General features: G+C 38.5%; 17 protein-coding genes. 10 read left to right on the top strand and 7 right to left on the bottom strand.

Going from position 1 to position 20,270, the window contains the following annotated elements; translation table 11 throughout:
* The first annotated feature begins 5 nt into the window (after window positions 1-5).
* Entirely contained in the window at window positions 6-554 is a 549-nt protein-coding gene (gene mobB, locus GQR44_RS14885; RefSeq protein ID WP_166372529.1) for a molybdopterin-guanine dinucleotide biosynthesis protein B, read from the top strand.
* A gap of 125 nt (window positions 555-679) precedes the next feature.
* Here mobB and GQR44_RS14890 read toward each other — a convergent pair whose 3' ends face one another.
* Entirely contained in the window at window positions 680-1,423 is a 744-nt protein-coding gene (locus tag GQR44_RS14890; RefSeq protein ID WP_166372530.1) for a tRNA-uridine aminocarboxypropyltransferase, read from the bottom strand.
* A gap of 558 nt (window positions 1,424-1,981) precedes the next feature.
* On the opposite strand from GQR44_RS14890, the gene GQR44_RS14895 reads away from it, so the two are divergent.
* Entirely contained in the window at window positions 1,982-2,314 is a 333-nt protein-coding gene (locus GQR44_RS14895; protein ID WP_166372531.1) for a DUF1971 domain-containing protein, read from the top strand.
* Between the two features lie 43 nt (window positions 2,315-2,357).
* Window positions 2,358-3,377, top strand: a complete 1,020-nt coding sequence (gene ansA / locus GQR44_RS14900) for an asparaginase (protein WP_166372532.1) — start codon at window positions 2,358-2,360, stop codon at window positions 3,375-3,377.
* A 105-nt stretch (window positions 3,378-3,482) separates the two neighbouring features.
* Here the strand turns inward: ansA and GQR44_RS14905 are convergent, their stop codons facing one another.
* Window positions 3,483-4,379, bottom strand: a complete 897-nt coding sequence (locus tag GQR44_RS14905) for a LysR family transcriptional regulator (protein ID WP_166372533.1) — start codon at window positions 4,377-4,379, stop codon at window positions 3,483-3,485.
* A gap of 102 nt (window positions 4,380-4,481) precedes the next feature.
* Here GQR44_RS14905 and GQR44_RS14910 point away from each other — a divergent pair, with 102 nt between their 5' ends.
* From GQR44_RS14910 to GQR44_RS14925, 4 genes are all read left to right on the top strand, one after another.
* A complete protein-coding gene (locus GQR44_RS14910; protein ID WP_166372534.1) occupies window positions 4,482-5,180 on the top strand; it encodes a CoA transferase subunit A in 699 nt (232 codons plus the stop codon).
* Window positions 5,181-5,264: 84 nt separating this feature from the next.
* Window positions 5,265-5,921 (top strand): 3-oxoacid CoA-transferase subunit B, encoded by a 657-nt coding sequence (locus tag GQR44_RS14915; RefSeq protein ID WP_166372535.1) that lies wholly within the window; start codon window positions 5,265-5,267, stop codon window positions 5,919-5,921.
* Window positions 5,922-6,043: 122 nt separating this feature from the next.
* Complete coding sequence (locus GQR44_RS14920) at window positions 6,044-7,219, top strand: acetyl-CoA C-acetyltransferase (RefSeq protein WP_166372536.1); 1,176 nt, start codon at window positions 6,044-6,046, stop codon at window positions 7,217-7,219.
* A gap of 374 nt (window positions 7,220-7,593) precedes the next feature.
* Window positions 7,594-9,051 carry a short-chain fatty acid transporter gene (locus GQR44_RS14925; RefSeq protein WP_166372537.1) on the top strand — a complete coding sequence of 486 codons (1,458 nt, stop codon included), beginning with the start codon at window positions 7,594-7,596 and terminating at the stop codon, window positions 9,049-9,051.
* Between the two features lie 198 nt (window positions 9,052-9,249).
* Here the strand turns inward: GQR44_RS14925 and GQR44_RS14930 are convergent, their stop codons facing one another.
* Window positions 9,250-10,209, bottom strand: coding sequence for a LysR family transcriptional regulator (locus GQR44_RS14930; RefSeq protein WP_166372538.1), 960 nt, complete (start codon window positions 10,207-10,209; stop codon window positions 9,250-9,252).
* A gap of 230 nt (window positions 10,210-10,439) precedes the next feature.
* Between GQR44_RS14930 and GQR44_RS14935 the strand changes: the two genes are divergently transcribed.
* Both GQR44_RS14935 and tdh read left to right on the top strand, forming a co-directional pair.
* A complete protein-coding gene (locus tag GQR44_RS14935; protein ID WP_166372539.1) occupies window positions 10,440-11,645 on the top strand; it encodes a glycine C-acetyltransferase in 1,206 nt (401 codons plus the stop codon).
* Complete coding sequence (gene tdh, locus GQR44_RS14940; protein WP_166372540.1) at window positions 11,635-12,669, top strand: L-threonine 3-dehydrogenase; 1,035 nt, start codon at window positions 11,635-11,637, stop codon at window positions 12,667-12,669. The genes GQR44_RS14935 and tdh overlap by 11 nt, the downstream gene beginning before the upstream one ends.
* A gap of 149 nt (window positions 12,670-12,818) precedes the next feature.
* Here tdh and GQR44_RS14945 read toward each other — a convergent pair whose 3' ends face one another.
* Both GQR44_RS14945 and GQR44_RS14950 read right to left on the bottom strand, forming a co-directional pair.
* The gene (locus GQR44_RS14945) at window positions 12,819-14,585 is read right to left on the bottom strand and encodes an alkaline phosphatase D family protein (RefSeq protein ID WP_166372541.1); all 1,767 of its coding nucleotides are present in this window, start codon (window positions 14,583-14,585) and stop codon (window positions 12,819-12,821) included.
* 254 nt (window positions 14,586-14,839) lie between these two features.
* The gene (locus tag GQR44_RS14950) at window positions 14,840-15,385 is read right to left on the bottom strand and encodes a MarR family transcriptional regulator (RefSeq protein WP_166372542.1); all 546 of its coding nucleotides are present in this window, start codon (window positions 15,383-15,385) and stop codon (window positions 14,840-14,842) included.
* Between the two features lie 326 nt (window positions 15,386-15,711).
* Here GQR44_RS14950 and GQR44_RS14955 point away from each other — a divergent pair, with 326 nt between their 5' ends.
* Window positions 15,712-16,863, top strand: coding sequence for an iron-containing alcohol dehydrogenase (locus tag GQR44_RS14955; RefSeq protein WP_166372543.1), 1,152 nt, complete (start codon window positions 15,712-15,714; stop codon window positions 16,861-16,863).
* An 888-nt stretch (window positions 16,864-17,751) separates the two neighbouring features.
* On the opposite strand, the gene GQR44_RS14960 is transcribed toward GQR44_RS14955, so the two are convergent.
* Entirely contained in the window at window positions 17,752-18,483 is a 732-nt protein-coding gene (locus tag GQR44_RS14960) for an RES family NAD+ phosphorylase (protein WP_166372544.1), read from the bottom strand.
* A 365-nt stretch (window positions 18,484-18,848) separates the two neighbouring features.
* On the bottom strand, window positions 18,849-19,505 hold the full coding sequence (gene ssb / locus GQR44_RS14965) for a single-stranded DNA-binding protein (protein WP_166372545.1): 657 nt from the start codon (window positions 19,503-19,505) through the stop codon (window positions 18,849-18,851).
* Between the last annotated feature and the right edge of the window lie 765 nt (window positions 19,506-20,270).

A 20,270-nucleotide genomic window follows, 5' to 3' on the forward strand; every position in this document is an offset into this window, starting at 1 on the left:
AAATCATGACATATTTAACACAATTTCCGGTACCTTTGTTGGGTTTTGCTGCCTTTAGCGGGACCGGTAAAACAACATTAATAGAACAGCTTATTCCATTATTAATTAAACAAGGCTTACGGATCGCATTAGTGAAGCATAGCCACCATGATATTGAAATGGATAAGCCTGGTAAAGACAGCTACCGTTTACGAAAAGCGGGCGCTTCACAAGTCGTTTTAGCAGGCACACATCGCTCTATTTGTTTTCACGAGCATGAGCAAGCACACGATAGTCAACTAAGTGAACAGCTTGCATTATTAAATACACAGGCTTTGGACTTAGTGCTGGTGGAAGGTTATCGAGACCAAGCTTTTCCTAAAATAGAGTTGCACCGTAGCGTGCTACAAAAGCCATTCCTCTATAAAGAAGATGCTAATATAATTGGCATTGTTTGCGACCAACCTATCGATGCAGGTAATTTGCCCTTATTCGACTTTACGCAATTACAAAAGATAGTGTCGTTTATTTTAAACGAAGTGATTGCGGTTGCTAATAACAAGCCGGCTAAGTAAAAATTGTATAAACACCGGACTTATAATTTGAATCTACATTTTGTTAAAGAAACCTTTAGTCAACAAAGGTTTAAATCAGTTAATTTTCGACAATGTTAATTTTGCCAATATTAATTTCGACAGAGTTAAGCTTTGTCTTGCTGTTTAGCAAATGCAGCAATTAAAAGTTGTTGGCTGTTTTGTGCAGGTAGATGCTGTCGAGACTTGCCAAGCAGATAGTTTTCTTTAAAGGTAGAAAATAATAATGTTAGCAGATGTGCATTGTCTGTTTCACCTAAGCTATCCAATACCAAACTGGCGACTTCTGCCGTTGCTAGTTGACACTCTTTAGTCGCTTTACGCATTATATATTGTGATAGTTTTTCCGGTGCAAAAGATAACACTGGAAACTGATCTAGATATGGGCTTTTACGAAACATTTTTTTAGCTTGCGCCCAAGTGCCATCCAATAAAATAAACAAAGGTCGTTTATCTTTGAGGATAGAGGGGATAGATGACTCTATGGGTAACACTCTTTCTTGCGCTGCATATTCAGCAGGAAATATAACAATAGGGCACCACTGTGGATCTGTTAGCAACGCTAACATTTTTGTATTGGGTTCAGTACGAGACCAGATATAAGCGTGTGTATCCGTAATAAGATCTGCGATTAAACGTCCCGTATTACTTGGCTTTAAAATCTCATCATCATACATCAATAATAAAAAAGCACTTCGGCTACTGACAGTTTGTTTGATTGAACAAATACATAAGTAGGGAAGTAGCATGCAGTGTTTACAGCGTGCAATGCTACCACCTCGCGCTAGAAAAGGACGTGTGCTTTGACTTAAACGATGGTCGTATAAAGAATGAATTGCATGGATTCGCATAATGAACTCTATTGTTGATAGGCTGCGATTATACGCAAAAAACCTTATTGAAAAAGGGGAACTCGCTGAAAGAATGCATTTGCTGCTAAGTAAGCTGATAAAAAGTAAGCTGGCTGTCAAAGTACAATGATGAATACTAAAAAAGGGATGTTATAAAGCATCCCTTTGATTTTAGTAAGTATCTAGATATCCTATATAAAGATGATTCTCATCTCTTTTATTTTTGATGAGATGGTAAGTCGTTACTTTCAAAAGAGTCTGCAAACTCATGGTTACGCTCTCGGTGCTTTGTTTCATCTTCACGCGCAATCGGGTGACTTGTGAGAAAACTGGTTTTAAGTGTTATTTTCGAAATGATGGACATTTGATATGGAAAGTTGATTATTTGAAGTAGTCATTAACAAAAAGCATGTGTACGACTAAGTTAGGGCATAAAAATGTTCACTATTATTCTTATTATGAAGCAGATACAGTACCTACATCAGTAAGAGTAAGCATTTACAGTGGTAGGTTATATTACTGTCGCTATTTGTTTTGTGATTTAAAAGGAAGGCAGTTATGAATATACCCGATGATTTTATAAATTATAAAAGTACGCCGTTATTCACTAAAAGTAATATTCCCAAACTATTTTTATTTGAACATAATACTAAGGCTGGAGTGTTTGGTAAAATATGTGTTACTTCCGGTCATTTAAAGTTTTATGGATTCAGTGAACGACGTGGTTTAATAGAGCAAGAGATTATTATTCCTGCTGGAGAATCTGCAATTTCACCTCCTGAGTATTGGCATAAAGTAGAATTTTTAAGTGATGACACAGCATTTGAAGTGAAATTTTATGCACAAAAAGACTCTGACATCGTCAAGCAAAACTTATCTGAACGAAACTAATTAGTTTCTACCTCATCGTTATATATAAACAACTGAGATTTTAATGGCTGAAAAAAAACGTATCTATATCGCTTATACTGGTGGCACTATCGGTATGAAACCTTCTAAAAATGGTTTTATTCCCGTTGCTGGTTATTTATCTGAAACGATTAAAAATATGCCTGAGTTTTATCATCAGGATATGCCTGAATTTGAAATTCATGAATATGAACCTTTGATTGATTCTGCTGATATTTCACCACAGGCATGGCAGGTTTTAGCAACGGATATTCAAAATAAATACCATGACTTTGACGGGTTCATTATCTTGCATGGCACCGATACTATGTCTTATACGGCCTCTGCATTATCGTTTATTTTTGAAAGTTTGAGCAAACCTGTGATCATCACTGGTTCACAAATACCCCTTTCACAATTGCGTTCAGATGCTAGAGCAAATCTATTAAACTCTTTGTATATTGCTGCCCATCATCCTATTAATGAAGTCTGCATATTTTTTAATAATCAATTATTTAGAGGTAACCGCACCACCAAACAACATGCCGATGGTTTTAGCGCATTTGTGTCGCCTAACTACCCGGTGCTGTTAGAAGCCGGAATTGAGATTAGAAACGTCGCAGGCAAAAAACAAAAATCGATTAATACTCGCTTGACGATTGGTAAGATTGAGCAACAATCGATTGCAATATTGCACCTGTTCCCCGGGTTAGATTGGCAAGTGTTAGACAACCTATTAAAAAGCCCGTTACAAGCGTTGGTTTTATTAACCTATGGAGTAGGGAATGCACAGCAAGACCCGCAATTATTAAATACTTTAAAAGAGGCCAGTGATCGCGGTATTTTAATTGTTAATTGCAGCCAATGTCTAAAGGGCAGTGTCAACATGGAAGGTTACGCAACCGGCCATGCTTTAAGCGAAGCAGGTGTTATTAGTGGCTTAGATATGACCACAGAATCTGTGATTGCTAAGTTATATTATTTACTCAGCCAAAAGTTAACCTACAAAGTAGTAAAAGAGTTATTAACTACTGATTTACGTGGTGAATTAACATCATTTAATTAGTCATTATCCTCATTCGCTAAGTTGCGGCTTACTCAGCCGTCATTTATGTAGTTGCAGTTTATGAAGTTGGGAATCAGTTGCTGTTTATGAACCTGCTATCTTCACTCAGTGAACGGAGATGTTTTTAAATGTTTCAATTAAGGTATCGATCATTTCCTGTGCAGCAATGGAAAGTGGTACCTTAGCTTTTGTGATGATACCCACATGACGAGAAATTATTGGTGCTGAAATAGGCAAGCAAATTGCACCTTGCTCGCGCATTTGTGCTTCGCATAAAGCAGGTACTACAGCGACACCTAAGCCCTGTGAGACCATTTTTCCCACGGTTGCTAATTGGTGGGCATCAAAAGCCACGTGCAACTCCATCCCTTCTTTAGATAAAGTACTTTCTATCAAGTGACGAACACTTGAAGGTTTTTGTAAGGTAATAAAATCGCATTCAAGTAACTGTTTCCATGTGAGTTCTTTCTCATTTTTGAGCGAACAATTATGATGCATTACGGCAATAAAACGATCATTAAATAACGCTTGAAAGTTTAAATCTTGAGTATTTTCTGGCTCAAAGGAGATGCCCATTTCAATATTTCCCGCTCTCACCATTTCCACAACCGTATCAGTTAATACATCGTGAATTTCGATGCTGATATTAGGGTTTTTTTGTCGGTAATACATTAATACTTTGGGCATTAAAGAAGCTGCGAAAGACGGCATAACTGCGACGGCTATTTTACCTCTGTCTAATGTAAATCTCTGTTTTAGCTCATTTTCTACCTTATCCCATGCATCGACTAAGGATTTAGCCATAGACAGTAGTTTTTGTCCTTCTGCGGTTAACAAAGTACTTCTTGTAGTACGAGTAAATAAGCGTCCTCCTAAGGAGTCTTCTAAGCTCTTAATCGACAAACTGACAGCGGGTTGTGACATGTGTACAAGCTTGCTTGCTTCGGCAAAACTTTGGGTATGTGCAACGGCTAAAAAAATACGAAGTTGTTTTACATTCATAACAAAACCAAATTAATAGATAAAAATAATAAATTTATTTAATGAATGAGTATGAGGCACACTGTTGAAAATTAAAATGACGTTGTATTTAAAGGTGGATCTATGGCTGGTTTCGACAAAGTAGTGACAACATATGAAGATGCTCTTAGTGGTTTAAAAGATGGCATGACGGTGATCGCTGGTGGTTTTGGTTTATGTGGTATTCCTGAAAACCTGATTGCTGAGATTAAGCGGCTACAAACAAAAAATCTGACCATAGTCTCGAATAACTGCGGTGTCGATGGTTTTGGTTTAGGCATTTTGTTAGAGGACAAGCAAGTCAGCAAAATGGTGTCATCATACGTTGGTGAAAACGCTTTGTTTGAGAAACAGCTACTTAATGGAGAGCTGGATGTAGAGTTAACTCCACAGGGAACTCTAGCTGAAAAAATGCGTGCTGGTGGTGCTGGTATTCCCGCATTTTATACCGCAACAGGTGTTGGAACCCCCGTTGCTGAAGGTAAAGATACACGTTTTTTTGATGGTCGTGAATATCTGCTAGAAGAAGCAATCACGGGCGATTTTGCAATTGTAAAAGGCTGGAAAGCAGACCGCTACGGTAATGTAATTTATCGTCATACGGCACAAAATTTTAACCCAATGGCGGCAACTGCAGGAAAAATTACCGTGGTTGAAGTAGAAGAGTTAGTTGAAGTGGGGGAGCTTGATCCTGCTCATATTCATACGCCGGGTATTTATGTCGACCGCGTTATTGTTGGTACCTTCGAAAAGCGTATTGAAAACTGTACTACCAGCGAATAATTTCTTTTAGTTCAATACATACTTAATTCAATACATGCTTAATTCAATACATGCTTAGTTCAATGCATATTTATAGGTGATTTTATGGCACTTTCTCGAGATCAAATGGCGATTCGCGTGGCACGTGAATTACAAGACGGTTATTACGTTAATTTAGGAATAGGCATTCCCACTTTAGTGGCTAACTTTATACCCGATGGTATGCAAGTGATGCTGCAATCGGAAAATGGTTTATTAGGAATGGGGGCGTTCCCTAGCGTTGAAAACGTCGATGCAGACATGATCAATGCTGGTAAACAAACAGTTACGGCAGTGCCTGGCAGTTCTATTTTTTCATCTGCAGAGTCATTTGCGATGATCCGTGGTGGGCATGTTGATTTGACGGTATTAGGCGCATTTGAAGTGGATGTGAGTGGCAACATTGCCTCATGGATGATCCCGAATAAATTAATAAAAGGCATGGGTGGTGCAATGGATTTAGTGGCTGGCGCCGACAATATCATCGTTACCATGACACATGCCTCTAAAAATGGAGACTCTAAGTTATTAGATGTTTGTTCATTACCTTTAACTGGCAAAGGTTGTATTAAGAAAGTATTAACTGATTTAGCTTGGTTAGAGATTGAAAATAATGCCTTTGTACTTAAAGAACGTGCGCCGGGTGTATCGGTTGAAGAAATTAAAGCTAAAACCCAAGGTCGTTTGATCGTGCCCGAGCATGTTCCTGAAATGGTGTTTTAACCAGGTTGTTATGTTTAGGTAGCTAAATAACTAAGTAGCTATGTTTAAGTAAATAACCAAGTAGCTATGTTTAAGTAAATAGCTAAGTTGATTTAAGTAATTATTCGAATAAAGAGGTCACTATGGAAATTGTTATTGTTGCTGCGGGTCGTTCTCCGATTGGTTCTTTTAATGGCAGTTTGTCATCATTAAGTGCAGTCGAATTAGGCCGTCAAGTATTAGCATCAATGTTAATCAAGCAGCCTATCATCAAGCAACATATTGATGAAGTTATCTTAGGGCAAGTATTGACTGCGGGTTGTGGACAAAATCCTGCTCGTCAAACTGCAGTTCACGCAGGCCTTGATCACGCTGTTTCTGCAATGACCATTAATAAAGTCTGTGGCTCTGGTTTAAAAGCAGTTCAACTAGCCGCACAAGCGATTGCTAATGGCGATGCGCAAATGGTAGTGGCGGGTGGTCAAGAAAGTATGAGTCAAGCTGCTCATGTTTTACCACAAAGTCGACATGGTAAAAAAATGGGGGATTGGTCATTAGTTGATTCCATGGTCAGTGATGGTTTATGGGATGCTTTTAATGATTACCACATGGGACAAACAGCTGAAAATATTGCAGAACGTTGGGCATTTTCTCGCGATCAACAAGATACCTTTGCTGCGCATTCGCAGCAAAAAGCTGCTCAAGCACAAGCCGCAGGTCAGTTTGTTGAAGAGATCGTGCCAATCTGTATTCCTCAGCGTAAAGGCGACTCCATTATTGTTGAGCATGATGAGCAGATACGCCCTAACAGTACTGCGGAAGGGTTAGCTAGGTTGCGTCCTGCTTTTACAAAAAATGGTACAGTGACCGCGGGTAATGCTTCGACGCTTAATGATGGCGCAGCGATGGTGATCGTTACCTCTAAAGAAAAAGCAGAACAGCTAGGTTTACCTGTATTGGCCACTATTGTTGCCTCAGCAAGTGCCGGCGTTGACCCAGAAATTATGGGCGTTGGGCCAATTGAAGCGACTAAAAAAGCATTAGCAAAAGCTGCGTGGACGGTTGAAGATTTAGATGTGGTTGAAGCTAATGAAGCGTTTGCAGTGCAAGCGATGACTGTTAATCAAGAGCTTCAGCTTGATACCAAAAAAGTCAATGTAAATGGTGGTGCGATTGCATTAGGGCATCCTATTGGTGCATCGGGCTGTCGTATTTTAGTGACGTTATTGCATGAAATGAAGCGCAGCGAACATAAGAAAGGGTTAGCCACACTTTGTATTGGTGGCGGAATGGGCGTAGCGATGCTGCTATCTCGTTAAACCTTTGCCAGTGGTTTTATTCGTATTAATTAGCATTTTATTGATGTGAATAAGGCCTCAAATAAATAATGTTTCGGTCTGTAAATTATCAGTTTTAAACTCAATTGTCGGTAACTATTGCATTGGTTACCACGGCATAAATTTTACTAAATCAAGCAAAATATCCCAACACTATAACGACCATAATGATGTTTTTATTAATGCGTTTAGTTAATGGATCGTTATTAAAGCAACATTGATAGTGAGCATCTTCACTATTACAAAACGGGTGATTTTTAGAAATCGGTAATTATTACAAAACCGGTGATTACCAAAAAACCGATAGTTATCGAAAAAAGATAATTATCACAACAACGATATAATAAGGAAATTTTATGAATACGAACGTAGCACAACTCAGTGTATTACAAAGACTCAGTAAGTTTTTTGTGACTCTACTTCAACGTTACCTTCCGGATCCCTTTATTTTTGCGATTGTATTAACCCTAGCGGTTTTTGTGTTGGTGATGCCGAGTACAGGGCAAAGTCCAATACAAGTTGTTGATGCGTGGGCTGGTGGGTTTTGGAAATTATTAACCTTCTCAATGCAAATGGCGATGGTCGTTGTGACAGGGCATGCCATGGCCAGTGCTCCTGCTTTTAAAAGTAAACTAGCGGTACTAGCTAGTATTGCTAAAACACCAAATCAAGCCATCTTATTAGTGACCTTTATTAGTGCTATTGCCTGTTGGATTAACTGGGGATTTGGCCTCGTTGTTGGTGCTATTTTCGCGCGTGAAATTGCTTCTCGTGTAAGGGGAGTGGATTACCGTCTGTTAATCGCTTCTGCTTATAGTGGTTTTTTATTTTGGCATGCGGGCTTATCTGGTTCGATCCCATTAGCGTTAGCAAGTGGTACTAACTTGAGTGCTGTGACGAATGGCGCGGTAACTTCTCCAATTCCAACATCTGAAACGATTTTCTCAACCATGAATTTGACGATTCTTGCCGTGATGTTAATTGCTATTCCAATTTTGAATCGTTTAATGCATCCCGTTGGAAAAGATATTATCACTATTGATGCGCAATTATTAAAAGAGCAATCTGCACTGCAGGGTACTGGCCAAGCTAAAGATTCAAAAGGCAGAAATTTTCAAGGTAAAGAGTTACAAGCTGAAGCATTAAACGATCAAGAAACGGACTCTCAGGAAAAAATGACACCTGCAGAACGTTTGGAAAATAGCCGTGTGTTGTCAATGTTACTAGGAGCAATGGGCTTTACTTACATTATTTATTATTTTATTAATAATGGTTTTGCACTTAATCTTAATATCGTTAACTTTACCTTCCTATTCTCTGCAATCTTGTTACACGGAACGCCTAAGAGTTTATTAAGTTCGGTTTCACAAGGTGCTAAAAACTGTTCAGGCATATTATTACAGTTTCCATTCTATGCCGGTATCATGGGTATGATGACTGCAGTGGGCGATTCAGGTAATTCATTAGCAGGTATTATTTCAGCGGGTTTTGTTTCAATCTCAAATGAAACAACATTCCCTGTATTTACCTTTTTAAGTGCTGGGATTGTAAACTTTTTTGTACCATCAGGTGGTGGTCAATGGGCTGTTCAAGCACCTATTATGATGCCAGCAGGTGCTGCATTAGGCGTTGATGCTGCGAAAACTGCGATGGCAATTGCATGGGGAGATGCATGGACGAATATGATCCAACCTTTTTGGGCATTACCTGCGTTAGCAATTGCAGGATTAGGGGCTAAAGATGTGATGGGATACTGCATCATGGCGTTATTCGGCTCTGGCGTTATTATTTCACTTGGTTTATTAGTGTTTTAATTAAGCCATTTGTTCATTAAACTAATCATTCATTAAACCATTAAATCATTAACTTAAATATATAATATGCAATCTATGCCTACGATACTAAATTAGCTTTTAGTGTTGTAGGCATAACTAATCATTAACATTAAACAGACTACTATTAGATTCCTATTTAATTATTTAATTATTTAATTATTTATTTGTTTAGCTTTCTTATTCTGTATTAACAACGTTTCCATTAATATCATCTTCATTAAAGGTGTCTTTCATTAAGTGTGTTGTTACAAACTCAGTAAACACTTTTAAACGAGAGGGCATATATTTATTTTGGGCATATTGCATTGCTATTACACCCGCGTAGTTTCCTTTGATTTCCCAATCTGCAAGTACCTCAATCACTTCATTATTTTGTAACGCATTTTTAATCACAAAGTCAGGGAATATACCAATCCCAAAACCATCTTTTACACCGTTTAAACGCATCTGAGAATGATTGACGGCATAGCGTCCAGACACAGCAATTACATGTCTTTCCTCTTTTTTCATGAACTCCCAAATATGGTCGATCGCCGTTTCACCTAAATATAAACAATCATGCACTGATAGCTGTTGTGGGTGAGTCGGACAACCTCTTTTTTTGATATATTCAGGGCTTGCACAAAGCTTTAAATTAACTTTGCCAATCTCTTTCATAATCAACCCTTCAGTGGGTTTATCGGTTAAGCGAAACACCACATCAATCCCTTGCGCTATCATATCGATATCACCGTCTGATGCTCTTAGTTTTAGTTGAATTTTCGGATATTTGGTCAAAAAAGGCGTGACTAGTGGCTGTAATACAATCGTTAAAAAGGCTTTTGGTGCGGCAACCGTTAACGTTCCAGAGGGGACGGTATGTTCTAAACTAGAAATATCGATTGCCTGCTGAGCGGCCTCAACGATGATAGTCGATTGCTGATATATTTTTTTACCCGCATCGGTGATCAATAAGCGGCGCGTGGTTCGCTCAAACAACTTGACCGATAATGCACTTTCTAAACGTGTGATTAATTTGCTTAAAGCAGAAGGTGTCACTCCTAACTTTTTCGCTGCCGTTGTAAAGCTTCCTTCATTGACAACAACAATAAATGTGGCCAGATCAGGTAATAATGCAATCAGTTTATTTGTGACCATAATTCATCAATGGTTTTCCATTTTAGGGGCTAATAGTTGTAATCGGTTTCAATTAGAATCAATTTATTCGGCTTTATTATACTTTTTATAAGCAACATTAATATGTCGTTTTCTATAGCAATGTTCTATATGAAAAATTCCATATAAAAGATTAACGACTGAAGCCATCACAATAAAAAATTACTTAAGCACTTATACTTGAGCAATGACAACTTAAAGAAGGAAAGTTTATGTCTTCTACATTTTATGCACAAATCAAAACACAAATAGAAACAGTGAAGAATGAAGGATTATACAAGTCTGAACGTATCATTACCTCTGCGCAAAAAGCTTCTGTTTCAATCTCTACAGGACAAGAAGTGTTAAATTTCTGTGCTAATAACTATTTAGGTTTAGCTAATCATGAAACGCTTATTCAAGCGGCGAAAGAGGGGATGGATGAGCATGGTTTTGGGATGGCATCGGTACGTTTCATTTGTGGTACACAAGATTCGCATAAAGTCTTAGAGCAAAAACTGTCTACTTTTTTAGGTAAAGAAGACACCATTCTTTATACCTCTTGCTTTGATGCTAATACGGGTTTATTTGAAACTATTTTAGATAAAGAAGATGCGATTATTTCAGATGCATTAAACCATGCTTCGATCATCGACGGTGTCCGTTTGTGTAAAGCAATGCGTTTTCGTTATGCCAACAACGATATGACAGAACTTGAGCAACAGTTGATTGCCGCTAAAGAAGCAGGTGCTCGCCATACATTGATTGTGACGGATGGTGTGTTCTCAATGGATGGCGTAGTGGCAAACTTACCTGCCATTTGTGACTTAGCTGATAAATATGATGCACTAGTAATGGTTGATGATTCTCACGCAGTTGGGTTCATGGGCGAAAATGGCGCAGGCACACATGAATACCATGATGTAATTGACCGCATTGATATTATTACCGGCACTTTAGGTAAAGCCATGGGCGGCGCCTCTGGTGGTTATACTTCAGGCAAAAAGGAAGTAATCGATTGGTTACGTCAGCGATCTCGCCCGTACTTGTTTTCTAACTCGGTTGCACCTGCGATTGTTTCTGCATCGATTCGAGTGCTGGATTTACTCGCTGAATCTGGGCATCTTCGCAGTAAACTATGGGAAAACTCAACGCACTTCCGTACACGTATGGAGGCCGCCGGTTTCACTATGGGAGGAGCCGATCATGCCATTATTCCTATTATGTTAGGTGATGCAAAAGTTGCAGCGGAGTTTGCTGAGCGCGCTTTAGCATTAGGTATTTACGTGGTTGCTTTCTCTTTTCCTGTTGTACCTAAAGGGAAAGCTCGAATTCGTACACAAATGTCAGCGGCACATTCGCGTGAACAGCTTGATACTGCGATTAATGCGTTCATTAAAGTTGGACAAGAGATGGAGTTAATTGGTCATGAAAATTAAAGCGTTAGCGAAATTAAAGTCTGAACAAGGGATATGGATGACACAAGTTGATAAGCCTGAAGTTGGCCATAATGACTTGCTTATCCGCATTAAAAAAACAGCAATTTGTGGCACAGATATCCATATTTACAATTGGGATGAATGGGCACAGAAAACGATACCTGTTCCGCTTGTAGTTGGTCACGAATACGTAGGTGAAGTGGTTGGCATGGGGCAAGAGGTTCGCGGGTTTAATATTGGCGATCGGGTTTCTGGAGAAGGGCATATAACTTGCGGACATTGCCGTAATTGCCGTTGTGGACGTACTCATCTTTGTCGTAATACAAGTGGAGTGGGCGTTAACAGAACAGGGGCTTTTTCTGAATTTTTAGTATTGCCTGCGTTTAACGCGTTTAAGATCCCTGATCAAATATCTGACGATCTTGCGTCTATTTTTGACCCCTTTGGCAATGCGGTTCATACCGCGTTATCCTTTGATTTAGTGGGTGAAGATGTTTTGATCACAGGTGCTGGGCCCATTGGGATTATGGCTGCCGCTGTTGCAAAACATGTTGGTGCTCGTCATGTGGTGATCACTGATGTTAATCAATACCGTTTAGATCTTGCAAAAAAAATGGGCGTAACACGTGCTATTAATGTCAAAGATGAAAAACTGGAAGATGTAATATCTGAACTGGGTATGACAGAAGGTTTTGATGTTGGTTTGGAAATGTCTGGTAACCCAACTGCGTTTAATAGCATGTTAAAAAATATGAACCATGGCGGTAAAGTCGCTCTATTAGGTATTCCACCTGCAGAGATGGCAGTGGATTGGAATCAGGTTATATTTAAAGGTTTAGTGATTAAAGGTATCTACGGTCGAGAGATGTTTGAAACGTGGTACAAAATGGCCAGTCTTATTCAATCGGGCTTAGATTTAACGCCTGTAATTACACATCATTTTAGTGTTGATGATTTCCAAAAAGGCTTCGATATGATGCGTTCAGGTAAGTCAGGTAAAGTGATTTTAGATTGGGAAAAATAACTGTTTTGTGACTGATTTAACTTGCTGAGTTTAGCAGTTAACTTTTAGTGCTTACTTTATAGTATTTGTCTTTTTTTAGTCGAGAATACTCAATGCCGGTAGCATATTTATACCATTCCGAAAATTAATCGGAATGGTATAAGCTCATTTTATGAGAAGGTTAAACTTGGTTGATCAACATTACTCGTTGCTACTTTACGTCGATCAGTCAGCTCTGTGTATTCTGAACTAAGAATTGTGTCGACATAATGCCATTGACTTTTAACTTTCTCTTGAGTGAAGGTGAGTGTTAAAAAGCCTCTATCTTTAGCATTTGAATATTTAAGTCCTTCAATCAAAGACACAAAACCATCCTCTGTGCTTTCTATTGCATCGTCGCTAATACTTAAATAATACTCAAGACCAGGGGAGGAAATAGAAGCCGTTGCAAACTCCACACCAACAACTTTATCATCGCTATTAGATAACTCATTTGCCCACGCATTATGCGTATCGCCCGCCACCACAACTAAATTTTTTGACGCGTCATTAAAGATGGCCAAGATTTTATCTCTTTCTGTCGCATACCCATCCCATGCATCTAAGTTATATGGCAGTTCTGGAAAAGATAATAAACTAAGTGCATCAGCCGTGAGTTTATCTGCATTAGCTTCATAGTAAGTCTGCTCATCTGCGGTTATGGTAGAATCTCCTGCTTTAATGCGCCCAGCTAACAAAGCTAATGTACCTAACTCAGCATAATCAGTTGTACTCATCGCATTTAATGCAACTGCACCCGGCAACTTCATTGCACCCATCAATACTTGTTGACCTAATAATTGCCAGCGCCCATTGTTGACGCTCACACTATCATTAAGCCATTGTAATTGCTCCGCGCCCAACATAGTTCTTTCAGTTTCATAGAGATCTTGGTTAAACGTTGCTTCATCAAACAAAACACTACCATCGAAATAATCAGCGTAATCGAGTTGTTTTTCTCGTGCTAGAACACGTGTATCTAACATATATAAATCAACGAGATCACCAAATGAAAATTGACGGTAAATTTCTGCATAATTACCTTCACTCCAAGGTCGAATAGGTAACCATTCAAAATAAGCTTGTAACGCTGCGAGTTTACGATCTTCAAAACTGCCTTCATCCTCATTATGATTTGCAGCCCCTTCACTCCAGGTATCATCTGCTACTTCATGGTCATCCCAAACGGTAATAAAAGGTACTTTACTGTGTAAGAGTTGTAAGTCAGGATCGCTATGATATTGAGCGTAACGAGTACGATAATCGCTTAAACTAAAGATCTCAGTTGTCGGCAGTACTTGACGATCTAATGTCTCCGCATTATCACTTCCATACTCACCTCGGCCATATTCATAAATATAATCACCGAGATGTAAGATGGCATCTAAATCATCTTGTTGTGCCGCTAAGTTATAAACGTTAAAAAAACCTGCAGGATAGTTTGCACAGGATAATACAGCTAATTTAACGGAGTCAGGCGAGCCATCAGGTAAGGTTTTAGTGGTACCAATTGAAGATGTTGTGCCATTACTGATGAAACGATAATAATAAGTTGTGCTAGCCGAAAGACCGATAGCATCTACTTTGATTGTATAATCTCTTGCTGCACTGGTGGTGGTATTACCGGTGTTAACTAGTTGAGTGAAAGCCTGATCTATAGCTATCTCCCAAGACACGGTTATCTCACCATCGCTACTTGGTGTTATACGTGTCCACAAAATAATGGCATCCGTTAAAGGATCACCACTGGCAATACCATGGTTGAAGCTAATACTATTTTTTGTTTGCTTGTCATCATCATCAGTTGCACAGCCCATTAAACCGTATGATACAACGGCTGCACCTGCACCTTTTGCTGTTAATATGAGGAAGTCACGACGAGAAATAGAGCCTTTCATTCACTTTATCCTTCTGTATGTAAAAACGAGTAGTCTAGAGTGAGTGTGTGACAACTAAGTGATAAAATAGTTAGTTATTTCATCATTTAGTTGCTGTTTCACATTACAGATAAAACTGAGATAAGTGAGTACCTTAGGTTGCTTATGATAAAAGGTTATTTATGATAAAAAGTGCCTATTATAAAAGATTATCTATTATAAAAATTCTTTCCAATGTTAGAAAATAAGACTGTTACTTATAGTGACTGTAACAATCATTCTTCAGTTAAATTTTCAAACAATCTATCACAGCCTTTTTTTAATTCGAGTAATTCCTGTAGAGGTAATTTTGCTTTACATAACATCTGTTCTGGAACGGCTTCAGCTTGTTTTTTTAAGTTGATACCTTGCTCAGTTAAAAATATTTCTCGTACGCGTTCATCGTCTTCACCGCGTTTTCGCATTAATACTTGTTTACTTTCAAGGCGCTTTAATAAAGGTGTTAAGGTACCTGAGTCTAAATGTAATATCTGTCCAAGATCTTTTATATTGATACCGTTATTGCTCCAAAGCACAATCATCACTAGATACTGAGGATAAGTTAAGTCTAGCGCTTTTAACATCGGTCGATACGCACGAACAATGGCATTAGCTGTGCTGTATAAAGAGAAACACAGTTGCTTTTCAATGGCTAAGTTAGAACCAGGTTCTACTATTGAACAGTTATTAGCTGAGCAATCATTAGTTGAACTATTACCAACTAAATTATTACCAACTTCTTCACCTTCACTCACTTTCAAATCAACCTTATCGTTACTCATATTCAATCCGTTAAATAATTACATTGTGCACAATATACTTGCGTTATCGTTTCAATGCGAGATATAATTGCCGCACAATTAAGTTGCGCGCAATTTAATTAGAGTGATAATTATTTCGATGTGCCATATTTGATCAATATTTGGCCCATGTTGTTTCCATATTTGATCAAAATGTAAAGCAGAAGCGTATAGGGCTTTTATGAAAGTCGATTCGATGATATTCAAATATCATGTATTCAAATATTCCGTTTCAGCAATACAAAATTTTTTTAATAAACGATTGCACTTATTACTTGAGTTCAACAATCGTTTTAGAGGAGTAATAGATGAACAATTTTAGTTACCACAACACGACCGCAATCCATTTTGGTCAAGGTCAAATTGCAGCGATCACTAACAGCATTCCAAAAGACAAAAAAATATTAGTGACCTATGGCGGCGGTTCTATCAAAGGTAACGGTGTTTATGATCAAGTTGTTACTGCGCTGGCTGACCATAACTGGGATGAATTCTCAGGTATTGAGCCAAACCCACAATACGATACATTAATGAAAGCCGTAGAGCGCGTTCGTGCTGAAGGGTTTGATTTCTTATTAGCGGTAGGCGGTGGTTCTGTTGTTGACGGTACTAAATTTATTGCCGCTGCAGTGAATTTTGAAGGTGAAGAAGCATGGGATATTCTTGCTAAACAAGGCAAAATTGAAAGCGCATTACCATTAGGCTGTATTTTGACACTACCTGCGACGGGTTCTGAAACGAATTCAGGTGCGGTTGTTACGCGTGGTAAAGAAAAATTAGCATTTGGTAATCCACTTGTACGCCCTCAGTTTGCCGTGCTTGATCCACAAACTACGTTAAGCCTTTCTGAACGCCAAACATCTAATGGTGTTGTTGATGGTTTTGTTCACGTAATGGAGCAATACCTAACGTACCCAGTTAACGCAAAAATTCAAGATCGTTTTGCAGAAGGTATCCTATTAACGTTAGTTGAAGAAGGTCCAAAACTGATTGTTGATTTACAAGATATGGAAGCGCGTACCAATGTAATGTGGGCTGCGACTCAAGCATTAAGTGGTTTAATCGGTGTAGGTGTTCCTCAAGATTGGGCAACACACATGATTGGTCACGAATTAACAGGTAACTTTGGTGTAGACCACGGTCGTAGTTTAACCATCGTTCTACCTGCTATTATGCAAGTATGTCGTGAAGAGAAAAAAGCAAAATTATTACAATACGCAGAGCGTATCTGGAATATTACAGAAGGTTCTGATGATGCACGTATTGATGCAGCTATCGAGAAAACAAAAGCCTTTTTCTCGGCAATGAAAACACCTGTATCATTAACTGAAATCGACTTAACTAAAGCAGATATTGATACTGCAATGGCAAGTTTAGAAGCGCATGGAATGACTAAACTTGGTGAAAACGGCACAATAGATTTAGCACGTTCTCGTCAAATCTTAGAAACAGCACTTTAAGTTTTTTGATCGCAAAGTTAGTAATGGCTTAATGTTATTAATTTGTAAGTAGAACAAACTTATCTAACGATATGTTAGATGATATAAACGCATGTCTAAGCAATTAGACATGCGTTTTTTTGTTTTTAGGTTACCCCCTGTGTCAGACTGGGTTTACTCTTAACCTATTTCTTTTTTTTATTTTCTTGCCTTTAAAATCAAAAGCCGATTAACCACGAAGGCACGAAGGGGAGATAAGGTTAGGTCAAAACCCTTACTATTAACTAATATTGTGGGTTTTCTTCGTGTCCTTCGTTCAGTGCAGCGGCTTCGTGGTTGTTTGCCATCTTTTAAAATCAAAAGCCGATTAACCACGAAGGCACGAAGGGTGAAGAAGGTTAGGTCAAAAGCCTTACTATTAACTAATATTGTAGCTTTTCTTCGTGTCCTTCATGCAGCGCAGCGGCTTCGTGGTTTTTTCTGTTTTTTTAAAATCAAAAGCCGATTAACCACGAAGACACGAAGGGTGAAGAAGGTTAGGTCAAAACCCTTACTATTATTAACTAATATTGCGAGTTTTCTTCGTGACCTTTGTACAGCGTAGCGGCTTCGTGGTTACTTGTCGTCTGTGAATGTTTGGCTACTTCTGTGCCAGTGGATTTATAAAAAGCACCAGTAAAAGACCTTGTCGTAGTTCGAAAATCAAAGGGATCAATATAGCGATCAGTAATGAGTTTTTAGCCAGACAAGGTTTGATCTCATTAAAGGACTTGTGGATTAATATTCACTATTCATCATAAGATGAACCGCCCTGTGCGGAGCCGCATGCAGGGTGGTGTGGGAGCTGGAGGTTAGATACCTCCGACTACCCGATTATGTGTTGCTAAGTTCCGTAGCCAAAGTAGATCTCTAATATAACTTTTCGAAGTCAAACTTAACCTTAGTTACTTCAAATAAATCACACTGAACAACTTCCGCATCATTTAAATTGAAAAGAACATAATTGCGCCCTTTAGCTATAGAGCTTTTGTAAATGATCCCATCATATCCTTTCGATTTGATAAGCTCCGATATTATTTGTGTCGGTACATATTCTGATTTGGAATCAGATTTCGCCACAGGCCAAGAAAAAGCAAAGTCCATAGCAGCCCATACTGCCTTTATTATTTCGTCAGCAGAAGGCTCATTGAAGAAAAAGTATGGGAACTGTTCGGAATCTGATGACTCTGAAAAATCTATAAATTTGAGCTCTCTTACCAGCTTCAATTTCCCGAGACTCACAACTAAACTAGGCCAAGGCCTAATTTCATGTATTGCTGTCTCAGCATCTGCTGCAACATATAAACAGGGAATCCCTTTAGTGTTTGCTCGTCCATCAGATGAATGTTCTGCATCAGGCTTCATTCGCTTAAATGTGTATGGAACACGCTCATCAATGTGGAAATCTGGTGAAGCCACATTGTGTGACCCAGCCTGTGCGCGCCATACAATAGTTCCAGCACTTAGTTTTCTTACTTTGGTTTTGCATGTATCTAAGATTGAAGCTAAAAACTCTCGGGAATCATTATCAAGTGGATCTTGAGGCCTAGCTGATGTTTTACTAGCAAATCCCGAGTAGCTCAGCCAAGATTTAAAGCTCATATTGACTCCTAAATTAACAGCAACGCATAACAGCTTTATTAACTCACAAAATGTCATTTTAACGGTGGAAATTCGACAATAGTTAATGATGAAAATATTATCACTTTACGTTGGTTTATCTACAAAACAAAGAGGTATAGTCGACTTGTGAAGTTTTAATCATCTAAAAGCGTAGGGCATTGTAATATTTATAGTGCAAATACTGCAGGTGAGATATATATGAACTTATTGATTATTTGAAAACATCAACTCAAATAAAGTCAGGTGAATCTAACACTTCAAATTACAGACATAAAAAAACCTAGCAGTGCTAGGTTTTTACTATTCGACAATTTAACAAATCATCTTAAAAAGATAACTCAACCCTAGAAAGGAATATCGTCATCAAAATCCATTGATGGCTCGTTAAACGCTGCAGGTGCTTGTTTTGGCTGCGCTGGTGCTGCCGCTGGAGCAGGGCGTTGTGCTGCAGGAGCCTGTTGCGGAGCAGGTTGTGAAGGTTGCGGCGCTTGTTGAGGCTGATAAGCTGGTGCCATTCTAGGCGCTGCTTGTTGTGCTGGTGGCTGTTGTGGTGCATTACCCCAAGATTGTGCTGGTGCAGCTTGTTGTTGTGGTGCGTTTTGGTAACCACTTGGTTGCTGCTGTCCGCCTTGGTATGGCTGACCTTGACCTGCGTTTTGAGAGCGAGCATCTAACATTTGGATATCATTAGCAATGATTTCAGTCTTGTAACGATCTTGACCGTCTTGACCTTGCCACTTGTTAGTTTGTAATTTACCTTCAACGTAAACTTTTGCACCTTTTTTCAGATACTGGCCGACCATTTCGCCGAATTTACCGAATACAACAATATTGTGCCATTCAGATTTATTTTCGTATTCACCTGTTTGTTTGTTTTTCCAGCTTTCAGTGGTTGCGATTGAAAAGTTTGCCACTGCGCCACCATTTTGGGTGTAACGCATTTCTGGATCTTTACCTAGGTTACCTACTAGGACTACTTTGTTTACACTACGGTTAAACATGTTTTTTGCTCCGCTATTTCGACTTATTTATGTAAAATATTTGATTGTAATAGTGATTTAACTATTACCTAAAATGTATTGCGCTTGTTGTCGTTGAAAACGCTGTGTATTCGCTTTGATACAAATTGCCTATTTACTTCTATATAAACAATCTGCTCTTTTGCAATAACAACAACTTCTAACGCGCTCTCTAATGCTAGCAATCGCTAATGAGTATATTGGCTTGTTGTTGATCTTTTATACTTAATGTAAATATAAAAGTGCAAACGTAAAAGTACCAATTTTGCTCGTGTCATGGATGTTACAAATGCCAATAGACAGTATAAACCAGACAATCATTAACCCTGTTAAGCATAAAAATAAGCCACTACTAGCAGCTAGTTTATAGGATAACCCACCCATAATACCACCGAAAAATTCACCTGAAAATTGATATGTGCTGTAGATCCCCATAGCACTGCCTTTGCTGACTGAAGAAGTTTGTATTGGAAGAAAGATTGCTAAAGACGTTTCTAAAAAGTTAAAGCTTATAAAAACAGTAACGTAACTAAAAGCATTAAAATTTACCTGTGTAGAGAGTGCTATTACAAGTAGTTTTGAATGTTATTAATAATATTGAAAACAGATGAAAATGTTTGTTTTTCTGCTTTTTACTTAACTTTTGCTTAAACATACTAGTTTATAAAACAAGGAGAGAGCGAAGTAGAGTAATGATAGGTAGTTAATTTTCGGTTATCTTTTTTAGCGCAATAGAATGCGAAACTC

The organism is Psychromonas sp. SA13A (genome assembly GCF_011378715.1).
Lineage (GTDB): Bacteria > Pseudomonadota > Gammaproteobacteria > Enterobacterales > Psychromonadaceae > Psychromonas.

Coding starts and splice junctions, on each gene's coding strand:
- mobB (WP_166372529.1), top strand. CDS start 6: ATGACATATTTAACACAATTTCCGGTACCTTTGTTGGGTTTTGCTGCC.
- GQR44_RS14890 (WP_166372530.1), bottom strand. CDS start 1,423: ATGCGAATCCATGCAATTCATTCTTTATACGACCATCGTTTAAGTCAA.
- GQR44_RS14895 (WP_166372531.1), top strand. CDS start 1,982: ATGAATATACCCGATGATTTTATAAATTATAAAAGTACGCCGTTATTC.
- ansA (WP_166372532.1), top strand. CDS start 2,358: ATGGCTGAAAAAAAACGTATCTATATCGCTTATACTGGTGGCACTATC.
- GQR44_RS14905 (WP_166372533.1), bottom strand. CDS start 4,379: ATGAATGTAAAACAACTTCGTATTTTTTTAGCCGTTGCACATACCCAA.
- GQR44_RS14910 (WP_166372534.1), top strand. CDS start 4,482: ATGGCTGGTTTCGACAAAGTAGTGACAACATATGAAGATGCTCTTAGT.
- GQR44_RS14915 (WP_166372535.1), top strand. CDS start 5,265: ATGGCACTTTCTCGAGATCAAATGGCGATTCGCGTGGCACGTGAATTA.
- GQR44_RS14920 (WP_166372536.1), top strand. CDS start 6,044: ATGGAAATTGTTATTGTTGCTGCGGGTCGTTCTCCGATTGGTTCTTTT.
- GQR44_RS14925 (WP_166372537.1), top strand. CDS start 7,594: ATGAATACGAACGTAGCACAACTCAGTGTATTACAAAGACTCAGTAAG.
- GQR44_RS14930 (WP_166372538.1), bottom strand. CDS start 10,209: ATGGTCACAAATAAACTGATTGCATTATTACCTGATCTGGCCACATTT.
- GQR44_RS14935 (WP_166372539.1), top strand. CDS start 10,440: ATGTCTTCTACATTTTATGCACAAATCAAAACACAAATAGAAACAGTG.
- tdh (WP_166372540.1), top strand. CDS start 11,635: ATGAAAATTAAAGCGTTAGCGAAATTAAAGTCTGAACAAGGGATATGG.
- GQR44_RS14945 (WP_166372541.1), bottom strand. CDS start 14,585: ATGAAAGGCTCTATTTCTCGTCGTGACTTCCTCATATTAACAGCAAAA.
- GQR44_RS14950 (WP_166372542.1), bottom strand. CDS start 15,385: ATGAGTAACGATAAGGTTGATTTGAAAGTGAGTGAAGGTGAAGAAGTT.
- GQR44_RS14955 (WP_166372543.1), top strand. CDS start 15,712: ATGAACAATTTTAGTTACCACAACACGACCGCAATCCATTTTGGTCAA.
- GQR44_RS14960 (WP_166372544.1), bottom strand. CDS start 18,483: ATGAGCTTTAAATCTTGGCTGAGCTACTCGGGATTTGCTAGTAAAACA.
- ssb (WP_166372545.1), bottom strand. CDS start 19,505: ATGTTTAACCGTAGTGTAAACAAAGTAGTCCTAGTAGGTAACCTAGGT.